Genomic DNA, 17,142 nt, shown 5'->3' on the forward strand with positions numbered 1-17,142 from the left:
AGCAAGGGGCTCTGAATCTAAACTGAAGCCGCTGTTCATGTTATGTTCATCCGCAGCTTGCTATATAAGGGGGCGTGATCTTTTGATCCCTCTTTTTTTGATTGCACCTACCGATTCTTATGACGTCCCTTAAACAATCCGCATTGCTGATGAGTTTGGCCGCCGTTCTGACGGCGGTGATGCCATTGGCACTTGCCCATTCCCATGATTCCCCTGACTGCGGCAGCAAAAAGCAGCGGGGCGATTCGTCGTGGGACAGGGATCAGCGTTCGGACTGGTCGGGACATGATTACTTTGGGGATGACGACTGTTTTCGTCGTCTACCCCCGCCGCCACCTCCGCCCGAGCCACCCCCGCCTAACGAGCGTTTCGGCCCCAGTCCGTACTGGCCTCCGGGGCCGGCCTACCGTGGCCACGATCAGGCCCGTGAGGCCGTGCGCCGTGGGGAAGCCTTGCCGCTGCGGGAGGTCTTGAAACGGGTGAGGGAAACGTATCCCGGTCGGGTACTGCGTGTGCAGTTTGAATATGATGAGCGCGTTGAACTGTGGGTGTATGAGTTACGCATGCTGGTTGACGACAACCGCCTCCTGCGCTTGAAAGTGGATGCCCTGACCGGCAAAGTGCTGCTTGTGCGTGGCGTGAAACGCCCGCACTCCCGAGGACATTGATATGCGGATACTGGTTGTTGAAGACGAGCCTACCTTGGCAGCGCAATTGCAGCAGGCACTGGAGCGGGCGGGCTATGCAGTTCAAGTCGCCCATGATGGTGAGCAAGGCCATTACCAGGGCGAGGTTGAAGCCTTTGATGCCGTGGTGCTGGATCTGGGTTTGCCGGGCATGGATGGGGTGTCGGTATTGCGCCGCTGGCGGGCTTCGGACATCAATATGCCGGTGCTGATTCTGACAGCCCGCAATGACTGGCACGACAAGGTTGAAGGCATGGACGCCGGTGCTGACGACTATGTGGCCAAACCCTTTCATATGGAAGAGTTGCTGGCGCGTATGCGGGCCTTGCTGCGCCGTGCGGCGGGGCAGGCGAACCCGCGTTTGCAGTTGGGAAAACTGGAGCTGGATGCGCGCTCGTCCTCGATCAGTTGTGCGGGCATGGTTCTGTCGCTGACCAGCCATGAATACCGTTTGCTGGCGTTCATGATGCATCACCCCGGCCAGGTGCTGTCACGCACCCAATTGACCGAGCATATTTACTCCCAGGATTTCGAGCGCGACTCCAATACCATCGAGGTTTTTATCGGCCGTCTGCGCAAGAAATTGCCTGCCGGTTATATCGAAACGGTGCGAGGCATGGGCTACCGTCTGATGGACCCTGAAGCATGATTGCCTGGCGTGGCCACACCATTCTGGGATCGTTGCGCGGCCGTTTGCTGCTGGGGACGCTGGCCTGGATTCTGATCAGTATCGTTCTGGCCGGTTTGGGCCTGAATCGTCTGTTTCAGGATCACGTTTATCGCCAGTTCGAGCAGCGTTTGCAAACCCATCTGGACCAGATCATGGCGGACGTGAATCTGGACAACGCGGATGGCGTAACACTGCAGTCACGCTTGAGCGACCCCTTGTTTGAACAGCCTTATTCGGGCATGTACTGGCAGATTGCGCGCCAGGAGGCGGGGAGCGATCAATGGACGGTAGCCCTGCGCTCGACCTCGTTGTGGGACGAGGCGCTGGACGTGAATGCCCCCGATACGCCCAACGGTGTCTTGTCGTTGAATGGCCCCGAGAAGCAGCGCTTGGTGGTGCTGCGCCAGGAGCTGGACGAGGTTAACGACAAGGGCCAAAGCCTGCAGATCATGGTGGCAGGCAACCGGGAGCTGCTGGCCGAGCCCCTGGCCCGTTTTGAGCGGATTCTGTTCCTGTCTCTGGGTGGTTTGGCCGTGGGCCTGATTCTGGCGGCCATCTTGCAGGTGGTGCTGGCCTTGTATCCCTTGCATCTGTTGCGACGCCGTTTGCTGGATGTGCAGGAAGGACGCGAGCCGCAAGTCAGCGGCAATTTCCCTAGCGAAATTCAGCCCTTGGTGGATGATTTCAATGCAGTGCTCAGTGCCAATGCAGGCATGGTGGACCGCGCGCGGGCTCAGGCTGGAAACCTGGCCCATGCCGTAAAAACCCCGTTGACGATTATGGGCAACGCGGCCCAGGCGGAAGATCCGCATCTGGCAGCGTTGGTCAGCGAGCAAGTGGCCTTGGCCCAGCGACAGGTGGACCACCATTTGTCTCGGGCAAGGGCCATGGCGGTACGCGCCATCGGTGTGCGTACGGATGTGTCGGCCTGCCTGCAGTCCCTGTGTCGGGTGATGGGACGTTTGCATAGCGACAAGCAGATCCATCTGGATTTGCCCGATCAGGAGCTGCTCTTTAAAGGCGAGGAGCAGGACCTGCAGGAGATGGCCGGGAATTTGCTGGATAACGCCTGCAAATGGGCGACGCAGAATGTGTGGTGCCAGGTGTGGCAGCAGGACAATGTGCTGCATCTGGTGGTGGAAGATGATGGCCCCGGCCTGGACCCGGAGCAGCTGGAGCGTGTGTTTGGCCGTGGTCAACGTGCGGATGAACGGCATCCCGGTTTCGGTTTGGGACTGGATATCGTCCGTGAGCTGGCGCGCAGCTATCAGGGCAAGGTGCACGCCAGTGCGTCGGAGAAAGGTGGTTTGCGGCTGGATTTGACCTTGGCGAGTTAGGGCAGGAAGCTAGGCGGCCAACGCCAACGCCAACGCCAACGCCAACGCCAACGCCAACGCTAGTGCAAGTGTAAGTGCAGTGTCGGCGAACGGAACGTAGAGGCGTCTGAGGCGAGTGGACTGAGTGCTGGTGCGAACCGGGTCTGGTGGTGCTAATGTTGTTTGATCACCCAAGAAAAACGCCCGGCAAAGCGGGGCGTTCTGCGTTCTTTCAGCACAGGACTCGAGCCAGACTTAATTCCAGGGGCCGCCATCGCCACCCAGGCTGTAACGCCCGGCGCCAATCAAGCCGACTGTGAGCGCGCCAATCAGGAACATGCCTTGCAACTCCAAAGCCCAAATACCTTGGGCATTGAAACTGCCGATCTGGTTGCTGTGGGCCAGCAGCAAGGCAATGACCATGTTCATGGCTACAATCAAACCGCCGGCACGGGCGTAAAAGCCCAGAATCATCAGGACGGGAGCAATCACTTCGCCTATGTACACGCCCCAGGCCAGAAAGCCGGGCATATTGTTGGCGATCAGCATTCTTTCGATTCCTCCGATGCCATAACGTATCTTGGCGATGCCGTGCAGCAGGATCAACACACCGACCGTGACACGCAGCAAGAGTTTTCCAAGATCATCACGAGACATACAGGCGCTCCATTATGTAGTGGGACAGGAAGGTGCGTTATTGTAGAAGACCGGGTTCTTAAAAGTATGACGGAGCATTTACATGACACAAAAGCAGGCTGTCGCAGCAGAACTGGCCCCCAGCGGGGTTTTGCGTGTTGCCATGAATTATGGCAATCCCGTCCTGGCCCAACGTGGTGCCAATGAGCAGTCGCCCAAAGGGGTGTCGGCCGATCTGGCGCGCAGTGTGGCGCAAGAGCTGGGCTTGAGCGTGCAATTTCATGGCTACGATGCGGCCCAGGCCGTCGTAGAGGCGGTCTACAGGGACGAGTGGGATCTGGCCTTTTTGGCGATTGATCCCAAACGTGCGGAAAAGATCCGCTTCAGTGAAGCTTATGTGCATATCGAAGGCACGTATCTGGTACGCGAGGAGTCTGCCTTTCAGACCGTGGACCAGCTCGATCGGCAGGGCGTGTGCATTGCGGTTGGCAAGGGCGCGGCCTACGACCTGTTCCTGAGCCGTCATTTAAAGCAGGCGGATCTGGTTCGGGCAACAACCTCCGCTGACGCTATCGACCTGTTTGTGGAGGAGGAACTGGATGCCGCTGCCGGTGTGCGTCAGCCTCTGGAGCGCTATGCACGTTCCCGCAGCGGTTTGCGTGTATTGCCCGACAGTTTCACCGTGATTCGTCAGGCCATGGCGGTGCCATCGGAACGTACGCTGGCCCATGCCTGGGTCGAGGCCTTTATCGCCCGGCAGAAGAAAGAAGGGATGGTGGCGCAGTTCCTGGCCGATAGCGGCCAGGCCAATGTCACCGTGCCGGAATAGGCTGAAGGCGCGTATTCAGTTCGTCCTGCAGGGCCTGTCTGAACAGGGCCTGCGCTTTGCCCACCTCCTGGCCCTTGGATTGCAGCAGATAAATGGGCAGATCCAGCCCGTTGCTGCCGGTGGAGAACTGGATGCGCTGCAAACGGCCAGACTCCAGTGAGGGGCGCAGGCAGGACAAGGGTAGATTCGCCCAACCCAAACCCCGCTCCACCAGTTCCAGTGTCATGGGCAAGCTATCCGTTTTCCATTGACGCAGGCTGAGCATGGAGCGGTCTTTGCTGACATCGTTGTCGGGGCTGGTAATGACAATCTGCCGGTAGGCTTTCAAATCTTCCAGGGGGCGGGGGCCACCTTGCAGCAAAGGATGGCCAGGCGCGGCCACGGCGCTAATGGTTTCGGTCCATAAGGACTGCACAATGCCCACGCTTTCCAGCTCCAGCCCACCATAGGCAATACATAGATCCAGCTCGCGTTTCTTCAGAGCGTCGACCAAGGTGTCTTGTGGCGCGGTCCGTATTTCCATATCCAGGCCGGGGTAGCGTTGTTCCAGAGCCTGCAGGGCAATCAAGGCTGGCCTGGGATCTACATCACAGACTATGCCCAGTCGCACATGGCTTTCCAGCCCACCCGATAATTCCTGCAAATGCAGCCGCAAACCCTGCAAGCGGCTGGCGATCAGTTTGGCGTCGGGCAGCATGGCCAGTAACTCGGCAGTGGGCACGGGCTCCCGGCGGCTGCGATCAAATAGCGTCAGATCCAGCTCGGCCTCCAGATTGGCCACGGCCATGCTGACGGCCGATTGCGTCCGTCGCAAGGCCCGAGCGGCCGAGGAAAACGAACCGTGTTCGACTACGGCCAGTAGCAGCTCAAGATGATCGCTGGTAAGCATGGCTTAACCTATAAGTAAAACTGATGGAATCTGACTTTTTCTAAAAGAAATACTGCGGATAATCATGCTTTTCGGCATTTTTATCAAGGATATTTATCGTGCAGGGGTGGAAAAGAAGAGTGGTCTACGTGGGGATGTTCGAGCTGTTGGGCATGATGGTAGCGGCAACCGTATTGGGGCATTTGAGTGGTGCAGGGGCGATGGAAAGCGGCGTGTTGTCCTTCATGATCAGTACTTGTGCGGTGTCGGTGAACCTGTTCTACAACATGCTGTTTGAAGCCTGGGAGCGCCGTCGCCAGATTCAGGCGCGTACCTTCTGGCACCGGGTGCTGCATGTGGCCGGTTTTCAGATCGTGCTGGTGTCTTTGCTGGTTCCGCTGATCGCGTGGTGGCTGAATATCAGCTTGTGGAAGGCGTTCATGATGGAAGCGGTGCTGCTGGCTTTCTTTCCGATCTTTGCCTTTATCTACAACTGGGCATTTGATTCTATTTTTGGTTTGCCCGACTCGGTAGGGGTGAGTGCAAGCCAAAGTTAAATGCTGTAGCGGTGCCGGCAGTAAATGCAGGTAATGAATTGAACCGGCAAAACTAAAAGGCCTTGCAGATTGCTCTGCAAGGCCTTTGAATTTTTTGGTCGGGGCGGCGGGATTCGAACTCGCGACCCTCTGGTCCCAAACCAGATGCGCTACCAGGCTGCGCTACGCCCCGACTAAGAAAAAAATTATATCTCGTCGTGGGGAACTTGGCAAGCATATGCCTACATGAAAAAGGGGCTTGCACGCATTTATCTGGAGTCAGCTAATTTTCAGGGCTGTAAAGATGTGTTTCTTGTCTTGGGCTTAAACATTTTAGGTGCTTATAGTTAAGTGACAAGCTGATCATAAGGCATTGTGTTCTTTGTTTTTTTCCACACGAGTAGCATTCATGCACCGGGGGCAGGCAAAGAAGTTGGGGGCGAATGCTGCTCATCATTTTTCCAAAAGGAGAAAGGACGATGAGCCAAGTTTCACAGGGTGGAGTACTGACACGGCGGCATTTTCTGACCATGGTCGGGTATGCCGCAGGTGGCGCGGCCATGTATCAGGCCATGATGCGCCTGGGCCATGCGGCGGAGGGCAGCTACGATGGCCCCATTCGCCTGGAGGGCAAGCCCAAGCCAGGGACCTCTGTGGTGATCCTGGGAGCGGGGCTGGCTGGCATGGTGGCCGCTTTGGAGCTGCGCAATGCAGGCTACAAAGTCAAAATCCTGGAATATCGCGAAAAAGTGGGAGGACGGAACTGGTCTTTGCACGGCGGTGACAGCTACACCGAACTGGGCGGGGCCAAGCAGGATGTGAAGTTCGACAAGGATCAGTACATCAATCCGGGGCCTTGGCGTATTCCCTTTCATCACAGGGCCTTGCTGGACTATTGCAAGCGGCTCAAGGTCAAGCTGGAACCCTTTATTCAGTACAACTACAACGCGTACTTGCATAGCAAAGAGCATTTTGATGGCAAGCCCCAGCGTTTTCGCCATATCCATGCGGATTTCCAAGGACAGGTCTCCGAGCTTTTGTCCAAAGCCATCAATACTCAATCGCTCGATGCTCCCTTGTCCAAAGAGGACCAGGAAAAGCTGCTGGAGGCTTTGCGTAGTTGGGGAGCGCTGGATAAAAACATGGCCTATGTGAAAGGTCATGCCAGTTCCGAGGTCCGCGGTTTCGAGCGTGATCCGGGAGGTGGCCTCAATGCCCAGCCCGAGTTTTCCGAGCCCTTGAAGCTGGCTGATATTGTGCGCTCCAGCGTTTGGCACAATATGGGCATTCATGATTTGTACGAGTTTCAGCAGACCATGTTTCAGCCGGTCGGCGGCATGGACCAGATTGGCGCTGCGTTCGGTAAAGAGCTGGAGGGGCTGTTTACGTTTAATGCCAAGGTTACTGCCATCAAGCAGAACGATGGCAAGGTGACGGTCAGCTACAAGGATCAAAGCAAAGGCAGCGAGCACACTGAAACGGCAGACTGGTGCGTATGTACCATTCCTTTGTCGATTCTCAGTCAGATCGATCTGGATGCCAGCAAGGAAATGCACGCTGCCATTGACGCAGTGCCCTACGCTCCCTCGGTCAAGATCGGGCTGCAGTTCAAGCGGCGCTTCTGGGAAGACGATGACGCTATTTATGGCGGTATCAGTTACACGGACCTGCCCATCACCCAAATCTCTTACCCCAGCGGCGGCATGATGGCCGGTGGCAAAGGCGTCTTGCTGGGGGGCTATATGTTTGGCCCCAGCGCGGTGGAATGGTCCTCGCTTAGCCCCGAAGACCGGGTCAAGAAGGCATTGGAATATGGCGCGCAGATCCACCCGCAGTACAAGGATGAGTTCGAGAGCGGGGTGGCAGTGGCCTGGCATCGTGTTCCCTGGACATTGGGCTGCTATGGCATGTGGACCGATCAGACTCGGGCCGCGCATTACGAGAACTTGTGTCAGATTGATGGCCGGCTGGTTCTGGCGGGCGAGCATGCTTCCTATGTCAACGCCTGGCAAGAAGGGGCGATCCTGTCCTCCCTGAATGCGATTTCCCGTTTGCATAGCCATATTGTGGGTAATCAACAAGCCGATTCCAAAGGAGCCTAGTCATGATGATGCGATCTCTAGCGGTTTTTCTGGCCTCGGGACTGTTGACCATCAGCCATGCGGACACGGCGGTGGTAGGGGGTGATACGGTCGTCTTTACCCAGAAAACCGGTCAGGAAATTTATGAGCAGGTCTGTGCGTCTTGTCACATGATCGATGGCAAGGGCGCTCAAGGGGCGGGCATGTATCCGTCCCTGTCCAAGAATCCGAAACTGGGGGCACCTGCCTATGTGGTGTTCATGGTGAACCAGGGCAATAAGGGCATGCCCGGTTTTGGTGGCGTTCTAAATGACGAGCAAATAGCCGAAGTCGTCAACTATGTGCGCTCTCATCTGGGCAATGAGTTCAGTGACAAGATCACGGCTAAGGATGTGGCAGGCCAGCGTCCCAAGGACCATCAGTACTTCGATCTGAACTGATCGCAGGTTGCTGGCGCTATGCTGACACTGGATTGGAGCACGGTCTTCGCACTGGAAATGCCGGTGCTGGAGTCCGTGCTGCGAGGCACCGTGGTGTACTTTGTTCTGTTCATCCTGCTGCGGCTGGCGGGACGACGGGAGCTGGGCTCGCTGGGCGTTGCGGATTTGCTGATTCTTTTGCTGATTGCCGACGCCAGTGGCAATGCGATGTCAGGGGGCAGCAATTCCTTGACGGACGGTTTGCTGGTGGCTGCAACCATTGTTGCGTGGGGGTACATCGTCGATTGGCTGATGTACCGATTTCCGGCGCTCAATGCATTGGCAACGCCACGCAAGGTGTGTGTGGTCAGGGATGGGCAGTTGCAGTGGCGCAATATGCGTCGAGAGTTTGTGACTCGGGATGAGATCTTGAGTGAAATGCGCCTGGCCGGGATTCAGTCGCTGGATGAAGTGGCGGCAGCTTATATCGAGCCTAATGGCAAACTCAGCTTTTTGAAGGCGACATCGCCGTGATTGGAACCGATCGGGAACAGGCAGGGACGCAGGCAAAGAAAAAGGCTTAGTTCACTGTGCAATGAACTAAGCCTTTAATTCTTTAATGGTCGGGGCGGCGGGATTCGAACTCGCGACCCTCTGGTCCCAAACCAGATGCGCTACCAGGCTGCGCTACGCCCCGACTAAAGACAAGCATAATAGAACGAATTCAGGGCTTCGTCAAGCCCTGCGCCCCCGGTTCTAGCGTTTTTGCAGGTGGGGCAGGGTGTAAGCCTGTTCGTGGTATGCCCAGCTAGGCCACAGGACGTGGGCCAGCGCTTCCTTGGCCAGTGCTTCGTCTATCTGTTCCAGCGGCTCGTACTTGTCCGGTGCGGTATAGCGATACTGGCAAGGCGGCAGGTGGGGCATCAGCACGGTCAGAATGTCGCCTTTCAGATAACCGTAGTTCTCGAAGTATTGCATCATGGCTCGGTCGCTGTCTTGCTGGGTCAGGTCGCGCCCGATCATGGGGTGCTCGCTTTCAATGCCCATCAGGGACAGCAAGGTGGGAGCCAGGTCGATCTGGCTCATGATGCGTTCGTCCTGGCGGCTGGGAACGCCTGCACCCAGAATCAGGGCGGGAATATGGAAGTGGCGCAAAGGCACCAGGTTGGCACCGCCCACGCGCGAGTCGTGGTCAGCCACAATCAAAAATACCGTGTTGTCCCAGTAGTCGGATTCGCGCGCTTTCTTGAAGAAGTCGCCAATGGCCCAGTCTGCATAACGCACGGTGTTCTCTACGGTGGCGGGATCGCCTTCTACCTGGATACGGCCAGCCGGGTACTCCCAGGGCGAGTGATTGCTGACGGAAAAGGCCAGCGTCAGGGTGGGCTGCTCCTTGTCCTGGCCAAGCAACTGGTGCAACTTGTTGAACATATCCTCGTCGCTGGCGCCCCAGGTGCCGACAAATTCGGGGGACTCAAAGCTGGATTGTTCATATAGCTCGTCAAAACCGTTGCCCAGGAAAAAGCTCTTCATATTGTCAAAGTGGGCCTCGCCGCCATAGATAAAGCGCGAGCGGTAGCCTTGTTCCTTGAGCAATTGGGCCAGGGTAAAGAAGCGGGTTTGTGAGCCGGGCAGGCGCAGTACGGCGTCGGCCACGGTTGGGGGGAAACCGGCGGACACGGCTTCCAGACCCCGTACCGAACGAGTGCCGGTTGCGTAGGCGCGGCGGAAGTTCCAGCCTGTCTGGGCCAGCTTGTCCAGCTCGGGCGTCAGCTTGGCGCCGCCCAGATTGCTGACATATTGCGCACCCAGGCTCTCTTCCACGATCAGGACCAGATTGGGTTTGCGCTCGCGTTTCTGCGCGGGGGTTTGACGGTGCAGGGTGGGCAATGTGTCAGGCCCGGCAGGCATCGCGGCCGCATCGCGCACGATCTGGTTCATTTCGGCGGCATCCATGCCACCGTAAATGTCCTCGGCAGAGCGCTCGTTTTTCATGCTGTAGATGGCGTAGGCCACGTTGTACAGCGAGTTCAAGGGCAGCGTGTTGAGCATGCTGTCGCTGCTCCAGGCCACCGAAGAGGGGTTGATGGGGCGGTGTGCCAGGGTGCCACGTATCGCCAGCGCGCACAGAGCCGCGCCTGCCAGCATCCAGATGGGACGCAGCCACCAGCTCATGATGGGATCGGGGCCGATATGACCAAAAATAGACCAGCCCGAGTACACAATCAGCCCAAGACCAATCAGGGCGATGCCTATCATCAGCTTGTAGCCTTTCCAGAGCATGCCCATCACTTCCTGGGGGTGCTTCAGGTAGTCCACGTACAGTCGGTTTGGGCGTGTGTCGTATTCAATAATGAACTGGGGCGTGGAGACTTCCAGCAAGGTCAGCAAGAACCAGGCGAAGGTAAACCAGATGGCGGCTACCGTCGTCATGGCGGGATAGTGTCCCAGCCAGGGAGCCAGCAAGATCACGGGGGCGCTCAAGGCGGCAATCATCAGTGCGTCGATACGCAGGCCGCCAATCAGAATGGGCAGCAGACCTCCGGCCTGACGCACGCGTGGCCATTGCCATAAGGCAAAAGCCAGCCTGAATGCGGTCAGCAAAATCAGGGCTGAAGGAATGAAAACGTAAACGAGATGGCGCATAAGAAAGTGGTCCTGGATCGACCTGATTACCACAGGCGGTGGCACTGGCATCGAATTGCACGATTGTATGTCAGTTTAATGAGCAAACTATCCTGTTAAACGCGTGGGCTTGCCCAGGAAAAGTCGGCGGGCTAGCGGTTCAGAGTGTAAAGACGAAAAAAAAGCAGGCCGCTTTGAAAGACAGCCTGCTGTTAAGGAGGAGCTAGGGGGAGCCAGCCCTGTGTCCAGGGTTGGCTATAAGTTCAGGCAACGCGTTGGCTGGGCTCGGTACGGGAACGGAACTGGCTGCGTTGCTGTTCACGCTGAGCGTAGGCTTTGACATGGCCCGCATCCTTGACATGGCCGTAGCCACGGATCAGATCCGGGTAGTTCAACCAGCGCTGGGCCACTTCCATATTGTCCGCATCCAGGTGGGCGCTGACTTCATTCAGGTCAGCCAGATAGTCTTCAATATTCTGACGTTCCTGACGGCGTTCCTGGGTGTAGCCAAAGATATCCAGCGCACCACCGCGCAAGCCGCGTAGACGGGCCAGAATCTTGAACAGGCTGCGGGTCGAAGGGCCAAACTTGCTCTTGATTGGCTGACCCTGGCTGTTCTTGCGACCGAGCAAGGGCGGAGCCAGATGGTATTCAATCTGGTAGTCCTTGCCAGGCTCACCCGCAAACTGGGCACGCAGCTTGTCCAGGAAGGCCGGGTCGGTGTACAGGCGGGCCACTTCGTACTCGTCCTTGTAGCTCATCAGCTTGGCCAGTTGCGTGGCGGCGATGCGAGTCAGGGGCAGAGCCTTGTCCTGATTCAGGCGCGATTCGCGTTCCATGACCTTGTTGATGGCGTCGCGATAGCGCTTGGCCCATGCCGGGTTCTGATACGCAGTCAGGTGCTCTTCCATGCGTTTGATCAGGGACTGCACGCTTTCAGGGAACGTGACTTCGCGGGCTTTGGGCGTCGCACCTTCCATCAGGGCTTCGATACCTTTTTCAGCGGCCAGACGCCCCCATTGAAAGGCTTCGCGGTTGGCTTTGACGGCAACCCCGTTCAGTTCGATGGCGCGCAGCAAGCTGTCCATGTGCAGAGGTATCCAGCCACGCTGGAAGGCATAGCCCAGCAAGATGGGGTTGGCGTACAGGGCGTCACCCATGACGTGTACGGCCAGGGCATTGGCATCCAGATAGCGGATCTCTTTGCCCACGGCGCTTTCGATATCCGTGCAGGCCGTTTGCAGCGGGAATTTCCAGTGCGCGTTGCCGATCAGATCCGAGGTCGGGCTGGCAGCGGTATTGATAATGGTGTGTGTGCGGTCGCGGCTGACACGGCTCAGTACGTCCGTGGAGGCGCTGACCAGGGCATCACTACCAATCAGCAAGGAGGCCTCGCCAGTCGGAACGCGGGTAGCGTGCAGCAAATCGGGCTGGCGTGCAATTTGCACGTGGCTCAGCACCGCACCGCCTTTCTGGGCCAAACCGGCCATATCCAGAACGCTGACACCTTTTTGCTCGATATGAGCAGCCATGCCCAGCAGGCCTCCTACCGTCACGACACCCGTGCCGCCAATACCGGCGATCAGAATGCCGTAGGTCTTGTCCAGATCCGGCAGTTTGGGCAGAGGCAGATCGGCCAGATTGAAGGATTCCAGCGAGCGACCTTGGGCTTCCGGCTTGCGTACTTGTGCCCCTTTCAGGGTGACAAAGCTGGGGCAGAAACCGTTAACGCAGGAGAAATCCTTATTACAGGAGGACTGGTTGATGCGGCGCTTGGAACCCATGGGGGTGTCCAGCGGCTCAACGGACAGGCAGTTGGACTTGACCGAGCAGTCCCCGCAGCCTTCACAGACTGTGTCATTGATAAAGGCGCGCAGGGCGGGGTCCGGATAAGTCCCTTTCTTGCGGCGACGGCGTTTTTCTGTAGCGCAGGTCTGGTCATAGACCAGGATGGTGGTGCCGGGCACTTCGCGCAGCTCGCGCTGTACGCGGTCCAGCTCATCGCGGTGATACACAGGCGGGTTGCCAGCCAGGGTAACGCCCTTGAATTTCTCGGGCTCGTCGGTAACCACCACAATCTTGCGTGCACCCTCGGCATGGACCTGGGCAATCACGTCCGTGACTTTCAGGATCCCGTCTACAGGTTGGCCGCCTGTCATGGCGACGGCATCGTTGTACAGAATCTTGTAGGTGATATTGGAGTTGGCCGCGATCGAGGCTCGAATCGCCAGAATCCCCGAGTGGAAATACGTGCCATCGCCCAGGTTGGCGAAGACGTGTTTTTCATCGGTAAAGGGCTGCTGACCAATCCAGGCGACGCCTTCGCCACCCATATGACTGAAGGTAGAGGTGCTGCGATCCATCCAGACTGTCATATAGTGACAGCCAATTCCGGCCATGGCACGTGAACCCTCGGGCACGCGAGTAGAGGTATTGTGCGGACAGCCCGAACAGAACCAGGGTTTGCGCTCCACGCTGACGCGCGGCATGCGGGCTTCGCGGTCCTTGGCGTCCAGAATGGCCAGACGGGCCTGGATGCGGGCATGCAGTTCCTCTGGGAGATCCATGGTGCCCAGGCGGCGGGCAATGGCGCGCGCAATAATCGCGGGGGACAGTTCACCTTGAGGCGGCAGCAACCAGGGGGAACGCGACAGCGACCACTCGCCGCCACCGTGCTCGGTCTCGTCAAACTTGCCGTAAACCTTGGGGCGTACATCGTCGCGCCAGTTGTACAGTTCTTCTTTAAGTGCGTATTCCAGAATCTGGCGTTTTTCCTCTACCACCAGAATTTCGGACAAGCCAGTTGCGAACTGGCGGGCGTCCTGCCCGTCCAGGGGCCAGATACAGCCCACTTTAAATAGTCGGATGCCTAGCTCGGCACAGAGCTCGTCGGAAAGGCCCAGATCGGCCAATGCCTGGCGGGTGTCCAGATAGGCTTTACCGGCCGTCATGATGCCAAAGCGGGCTTCGGGCGAATCAATCTCGACGCGGTTCAATTTGTTGGCGCGCACATAAGCCAAAGCGGCGTACCACTTGTGGTTCATCATGCGGGCTTCTTGCGCCAGTGGCGGGTCTGGCCAGCGGATGTTCAGGCCATCGGCGGGCATGTCCTCGATCTCGGGCAGGACAATGTTCAGGCTGTCCGGGTCCAGGTCCACCGAGGCGTTCGATTCCACCACTTCGGTGACGCACTTCAAGGCCACCCATAGACCGGAGAAACGGCTCATGGCCCAGCCGTGCTGGCCAAAGTCCAGGTATTCCTGCACGTTGGCCGGATACAGCACGGGGATACCGGCGGCGGCGAAAACGTGATCGGACTGGTGGGCCACCGTGGAGGATTTGGCGCCGTGGTCATCGCCTGCCAGTACCAGCACACCGCCGTGACGGGCGCTGCCGGCCGAGTTGGCATGCTTGAACACGTCCATGGAACGGTCCACACCCGGGCCTTTGCCATACCACATGGCAAAGGTGCCATCGAAGCGGGCACTGGGGTACAGATTGGTTTGCTGGCTACCCCAGACGGCGGTAGCGGCCAGATCTTCGTTCAGACCGGGCTTGAACACGATGTCGTGTTCTTGCAAGTGTTTGCTGGCCTGCCATAACGCTTGGTCTACGCTCCCTAGTGGGGAGCCCCGGTAGCCAGAGATAAAGCCTGCTGTATTCAGACCGGCGCGCCGGTCCCGTTCTTTTTGCAGCATGGGCAAGCGCACCAGGGCCTGGGTGCCGCTCATATAGGCGCGGCCCTTGGTGACAGTGTATTTGTCATCCAGGGACACCGATTCCAACATGGCCTTGTAAGGTTTGTTGAGTGGGGCATTCATGAGTTTGTCTCCTGCAAGAAGGATTGTTTTCGTGCAAGTTGTTGTAGTTTGTTCTTTAGTCTAGGGCAGCTTTTTGTTATCGTAAAATCAAATTTACGTGTACCTGATATCTGAAAAACGGATGGCTATGAAACACGAAGTGACCCTGAGACAGTTCCGATATTTCATTGCTGCGGCGGTTAGCGGGCAGTTCTCGGCGGCGGCCCAGGCGGAGAATGTCTCGCAGTCGGCCATCAGCAATGCGGTGCAAAGTCTGGAGCGTCAGCTCAATGTGGCTTTATTTGAACGCTTGCCCCACGGCGTGGAGTTGACGCCACAGGGGCAGGCGTTTTTTCACCACGCCCATCACGTGATTGATGCGGTCAGTGATGCACTGAATCACGCAGATTTGCGTCGCCAAAATATCGAAGGACAAATTCGGGTGGCCGCGGGCTATACGGTTCTGGGCTATTTTCTGCCTGATCTGATCAGCCGTTTCAAGCACAGTTATCCCAATATCGACATCGAGCTGGTGGATATGGAGCGCCCCGAAATGGAAGCGGCCTTGCAGGACGAGCGCATCGATCTGGGTGTTGCTATTTTGTCGAATATCACCGATTTGGCTTTGTTCGGGCACCATCGCCTGAGCAGTTCCCGCCGTCGTTTATGGGTGTCCGATCAACACGCTCTGGCCAATGAGTCCAGCGTGTCCCTGGAGCAGATCAACAACTATCCCTACATCTTTCTGACGGTAGACGATGCCGATACGGCGGCCATGCGTCATTGGGGCAGCCCCGGCTTTCCGGAGCGCATCGCTATGCGGACGCGCTCCCTGGAGGCGGTGCGCGGTTTGGTGGCTTATGGCTTTGGAGTGACGATCTTGTCAGATATGGTTTACCGGCCCTGGTCTCTGGAAGGCAAGCGTATCCATGCCATCGGGATTCATGACCCGGTCGAGTCGGTAGAGGTAGGCTTGTTGTGGCCCAAAGGACGTGAGCCAGGAGGATTGGTGGCCTTGTTCCAGCGTTTTCTGATCCAGGCCTGTGATCATGATATGGCCCGCGCCGGCATGGGAAGCCGACGCGGTGGGGGACTGTTGTAGAAGTGCTTAAGGCACCAGCGCCAGACCGATACGGAACTGAGAAGAGCGATCGCGATATCCCAGCATGGTTTCCGCATAGCCCGAGAAGTACTGGCCGTAGAGATAGCCATTCATGTTCAAAGGCGTGCGGTTCAGCGGCCAGGCAATCGTGAACTCATGCGTATTGCGGCTGCCCGCGCCCTTGTTGTACATGCCAGACAGTACTAGTCCGTTGTCCTGCGCGTAACGGACCTTCCAGTCGTAACGGCCACGGTAGTGTGCCCAGTCTGCGTTCTCGCCCATGAATACATAGTGCTTGATGCGTGGGGCAAACGTCAGTGTGGCGCCGTGATCAAAGCGGTAATTGAACTCGGGCTGGATGAAGACCTCGTTCATGGAGCGGGAGTCGTCTCCGGCCTTGCCGTTGGAGGCGTGTTCGTAGCCGGTGGCCAGGCCCATGAACAAACGTTTCTGCTCGGACTCCCAAATGGAGTCCTTACGCCAGAAGAAGCTGGGGCGGTAGGTGGTGTCTACAAAAGGCTTGGAGTCGGCATGCAGATCCCACAGGGCTGTTTGCGTATAGCCAATGTAGAAGTGATCGTAGAATCTCGGATTGCTAGGATCATCCGGCGAATGCAGACGGTACTTGAAGCTCAGCTGGAAGCGGGCGTTTGTGCCGCCTTTATTGCCGACAATAAAGTAGGTTGGGTCGTGAGCCGAAATCGCATTGCTGAAGTTCTCGAAGCTGGAGTTCGCGGGTTTCAGGCCTTGTCCATTATTGATGGCTGGCCCTTCGCGTTGTGCTCCGGCTGCGACGGCCTGGGCATAGGGCAGGGCGGGGTCAATGACACGTGGGTCATGGCCAGCACCTGCGTTCACCACGGCGGCGTTTGCTGCTTGCGAAGTAATCGGGCTTTGGGCTTCCGGATTGGTGTCCAGTGCCAACATCACACGCTCGCCTTCAATATTGACGGCTTGCAAGCCGGTCAAGCCATTGGGGACCACGGCTCGCCAGCTGTAGGCGGTGAAGTTGTTGGTAGGGATGGATGCTCGGGGCCGCGGGTTGACCAGTTCGGCCAGGCTGCGGATGACGTTGCCGTTATTGTCGCGCCACTGCAAAACCAGGTTTTGCGGGGCGGTCCAGCTCATCAAGCTGCCTGTGTCGTTGTAGACGATGGCGTCAATATCGACGGTTTCACCAGAACTGGCCTGTACTTGGCGCAACTGGTAGCTGATACCTGCCTGTGCGGTATTCAGGATTGCGCTCAAGATAAGAAGGGGGGCCGATAGTATTAAAGAGTGCTTACTTAGTTTCTTTTTGGTCGGCATGGAGAAAAGTCCAGGAAAGCGTGTTAATCCGTACACGACTGTACCATTTGCGACTAAAAATACTACCTATAATTATTTTTCTTACAGTATTGACACTCTGACCAGAGTGCTGCTTATCTAAAACAGATTTTCAGGCTAGAATATTCGATTGTCCTTTTCAGGTCTGTTTTTTTTCAAAAAATGGGCCTTGAAATCGGTCCTTATTCCGTACGGGCCGTTATCTCGGACCTTGCATTGCTTGGCAGTTTTGACGATGCCACCATCAC

Annotated in this window: 14 protein-coding genes and 2 tRNA genes; 9 read left to right on the plus strand and 7 right to left on the minus strand. The window is 57.3% G+C overall.

All coding sequences use genetic code 11. The features are described from left to right. Positions 1-119 precede the first annotated feature (119 nt). From CPY64_RS03235 to CPY64_RS03245, 3 genes are read left to right on the plus strand one after another with little or no spacing between them, the layout of a single operon-like run. Positions 120-668 (plus strand): PepSY domain-containing protein, encoded by a 549-nt coding sequence (locus CPY64_RS03235; RefSeq protein ID WP_123794707.1) that lies wholly within the window; start codon positions 120-122, stop codon positions 666-668. A 1-nt stretch (position 669) separates the two neighbouring features. Further along, complete coding sequence (locus CPY64_RS03240; protein ID WP_042483809.1) at positions 670-1,335, plus strand: response regulator transcription factor; 666 nt, start codon at positions 670-672, stop codon at positions 1,333-1,335. Continuing rightward, positions 1,332-2,693: a sensor histidine kinase gene (locus tag CPY64_RS03245; RefSeq protein WP_042483812.1), complete on the plus strand. Its 1,362-nt coding sequence runs from the start codon at positions 1,332-1,334 to the stop codon at positions 2,691-2,693. The genes CPY64_RS03240 and CPY64_RS03245 overlap by 4 nt, the downstream gene beginning before the upstream one ends. Before the next feature lie 234 nt (positions 2,694-2,927). Here CPY64_RS03245 and CPY64_RS03250 read toward each other — a convergent pair whose 3' ends face one another. Beyond that, on the minus strand, positions 2,928-3,329 hold the full coding sequence (locus tag CPY64_RS03250) for a DoxX family protein (RefSeq protein ID WP_009457944.1): 402 nt from the start codon (positions 3,327-3,329) through the stop codon (positions 2,928-2,930). 82 nt (positions 3,330-3,411) lie between these two features. Here CPY64_RS03250 and CPY64_RS03255 point away from each other — a divergent pair, with 82 nt between their 5' ends. Beyond that, positions 3,412-4,137: a transporter substrate-binding domain-containing protein gene (locus CPY64_RS03255; RefSeq protein ID WP_042483815.1), complete on the plus strand. Its 726-nt coding sequence runs from the start codon at positions 3,412-3,414 to the stop codon at positions 4,135-4,137. Here CPY64_RS03255 and CPY64_RS03260 read toward each other — a convergent pair. Next, positions 4,121-5,026 (minus strand): LysR family transcriptional regulator, encoded by a 906-nt coding sequence (locus tag CPY64_RS03260; protein WP_042483818.1) that lies wholly within the window; start codon positions 5,024-5,026, stop codon positions 4,121-4,123. The two genes, CPY64_RS03255 and CPY64_RS03260, sit on opposite strands and share 17 nt — an antisense overlap. 98 nt (positions 5,027-5,124) lie before the next feature. Here CPY64_RS03260 and CPY64_RS03265 point away from each other — a divergent pair, with 98 nt between their 5' ends. Continuing rightward, positions 5,125-5,562, plus strand: a complete 438-nt coding sequence (locus tag CPY64_RS03265) for a PACE efflux transporter (RefSeq protein WP_042483821.1) — start codon at positions 5,125-5,127, stop codon at positions 5,560-5,562. Between the two features lie 95 nt (positions 5,563-5,657). Here CPY64_RS03265 and CPY64_RS03270 read toward each other — a convergent pair. Then, positions 5,658-5,734, minus strand: a tRNA-Pro gene (locus tag CPY64_RS03270). A gap of 286 nt (positions 5,735-6,020) precedes the next feature. Here CPY64_RS03270 and CPY64_RS03275 point away from each other — a divergent pair. From CPY64_RS03275 to CPY64_RS03285, 3 genes are read left to right on the plus strand one after another with little or no spacing between them, the layout of a single operon-like run. Further along, entirely contained in the window at positions 6,021-7,643 is a 1,623-nt protein-coding gene (locus tag CPY64_RS03275; protein WP_042483824.1) for a flavin monoamine oxidase family protein, read from the plus strand. Positions 7,644-7,645: 2 nt separating this feature from the next. Next, positions 7,646-8,062 (plus strand): c-type cytochrome, encoded by a 417-nt coding sequence (locus CPY64_RS03280; RefSeq protein WP_026485261.1) that lies wholly within the window; start codon positions 7,646-7,648, stop codon positions 8,060-8,062. Between the two features lie 18 nt (positions 8,063-8,080). Beyond that, positions 8,081-8,575 (plus strand): DUF421 domain-containing protein, encoded by a 495-nt coding sequence (locus CPY64_RS03285; RefSeq protein ID WP_080723731.1) that lies wholly within the window; start codon positions 8,081-8,083, stop codon positions 8,573-8,575. An 86-nt stretch (positions 8,576-8,661) separates the two neighbouring features. Here CPY64_RS03285 and CPY64_RS03290 read toward each other — a convergent pair. The 3 genes from CPY64_RS03290 to CPY64_RS03300 all read right to left on the minus strand — a co-directional run bounded on the left by CPY64_RS03290 (position 8,662) and on the right by CPY64_RS03300 (position 14,487). Beyond that, positions 8,662-8,738: transfer RNA gene (locus tag CPY64_RS03290), tRNA-Pro, on the minus strand. Between the two features lie 59 nt (positions 8,739-8,797). After that, positions 8,798-10,687 (minus strand): LTA synthase family protein, encoded by a 1,890-nt coding sequence (locus CPY64_RS03295; RefSeq protein ID WP_042483827.1) that lies wholly within the window; start codon positions 10,685-10,687, stop codon positions 8,798-8,800. A gap of 242 nt (positions 10,688-10,929) precedes the next feature. Then, positions 10,930-14,487 (minus strand): indolepyruvate ferredoxin oxidoreductase family protein, encoded by a 3,558-nt coding sequence (locus CPY64_RS03300; RefSeq protein ID WP_042483830.1) that lies wholly within the window; start codon positions 14,485-14,487, stop codon positions 10,930-10,932. Positions 14,488-14,614: 127 nt separating this feature from the next. Between CPY64_RS03300 and CPY64_RS03305 the strand changes: the two genes are divergently transcribed. Next, positions 14,615-15,568 carry a LysR family transcriptional regulator gene (locus CPY64_RS03305; RefSeq protein WP_042483833.1) on the plus strand — a complete coding sequence of 318 codons (954 nt, stop codon included), beginning with the start codon at positions 14,615-14,617 and terminating at the stop codon, positions 15,566-15,568. A gap of 6 nt (positions 15,569-15,574) precedes the next feature. Here CPY64_RS03305 and CPY64_RS03310 read toward each other — a convergent pair whose 3' ends face one another. Beyond that, the gene (locus CPY64_RS03310; RefSeq protein WP_226791477.1) at positions 15,575-16,816 is read right to left on the minus strand and encodes a phospholipase A; all 1,242 of its coding nucleotides are present in this window, start codon (positions 16,814-16,816) and stop codon (positions 15,575-15,577) included. Between the last annotated feature and the right edge of the window lie 326 nt (positions 16,817-17,142).

The organism is Alcaligenes faecalis (assembly GCF_002443155.1).
GTDB lineage: Bacteria > Pseudomonadota > Gammaproteobacteria > Burkholderiales > Burkholderiaceae_B > Alcaligenes > Alcaligenes faecalis.

Excerpts from the sequence above, each read along its gene's own strand:
- CPY64_RS03245 (WP_042483812.1), top strand. The coding sequence starts at position 1,332 with ATGATTGCCTGGCGTGGCCACACCATTCTGGGATCGTTGCGCGGCCGT.
- CPY64_RS03235 (WP_123794707.1), top strand. The coding sequence starts at position 120 with ATGACGTCCCTTAAACAATCCGCATTGCTGATGAGTTTGGCCGCCGTT.
- CPY64_RS03275 (WP_042483824.1), top strand. The coding sequence starts at position 6,021 with ATGAGCCAAGTTTCACAGGGTGGAGTACTGACACGGCGGCATTTTCTG.
- CPY64_RS03255 (WP_042483815.1), top strand. The coding sequence starts at position 3,412 with ATGACACAAAAGCAGGCTGTCGCAGCAGAACTGGCCCCCAGCGGGGTT.
- CPY64_RS03285 (WP_080723731.1), top strand. The coding sequence starts at position 8,081 with ATGCTGACACTGGATTGGAGCACGGTCTTCGCACTGGAAATGCCGGTG.
- CPY64_RS03280 (WP_026485261.1), top strand. The coding sequence starts at position 7,646 with ATGATGATGCGATCTCTAGCGGTTTTTCTGGCCTCGGGACTGTTGACC.
- CPY64_RS03295 (WP_042483827.1), bottom strand. The coding sequence starts at position 10,687 with ATGCGCCATCTCGTTTACGTTTTCATTCCTTCAGCCCTGATTTTGCTG.
- CPY64_RS03260 (WP_042483818.1), bottom strand. The coding sequence starts at position 5,026 with ATGCTTACCAGCGATCATCTTGAGCTGCTACTGGCCGTAGTCGAACAC.
- CPY64_RS03305 (WP_042483833.1), top strand. The coding sequence starts at position 14,615 with ATGAAACACGAAGTGACCCTGAGACAGTTCCGATATTTCATTGCTGCG.
- CPY64_RS03300 (WP_042483830.1), bottom strand. The coding sequence starts at position 14,487 with ATGAATGCCCCACTCAACAAACCTTACAAGGCCATGTTGGAATCGGTG.
- CPY64_RS03240 (WP_042483809.1), top strand. The coding sequence starts at position 670 with ATGCGGATACTGGTTGTTGAAGACGAGCCTACCTTGGCAGCGCAATTG.
- CPY64_RS03250 (WP_009457944.1), bottom strand. The coding sequence starts at position 3,329 with ATGTCTCGTGATGATCTTGGAAAACTCTTGCTGCGTGTCACGGTCGGT.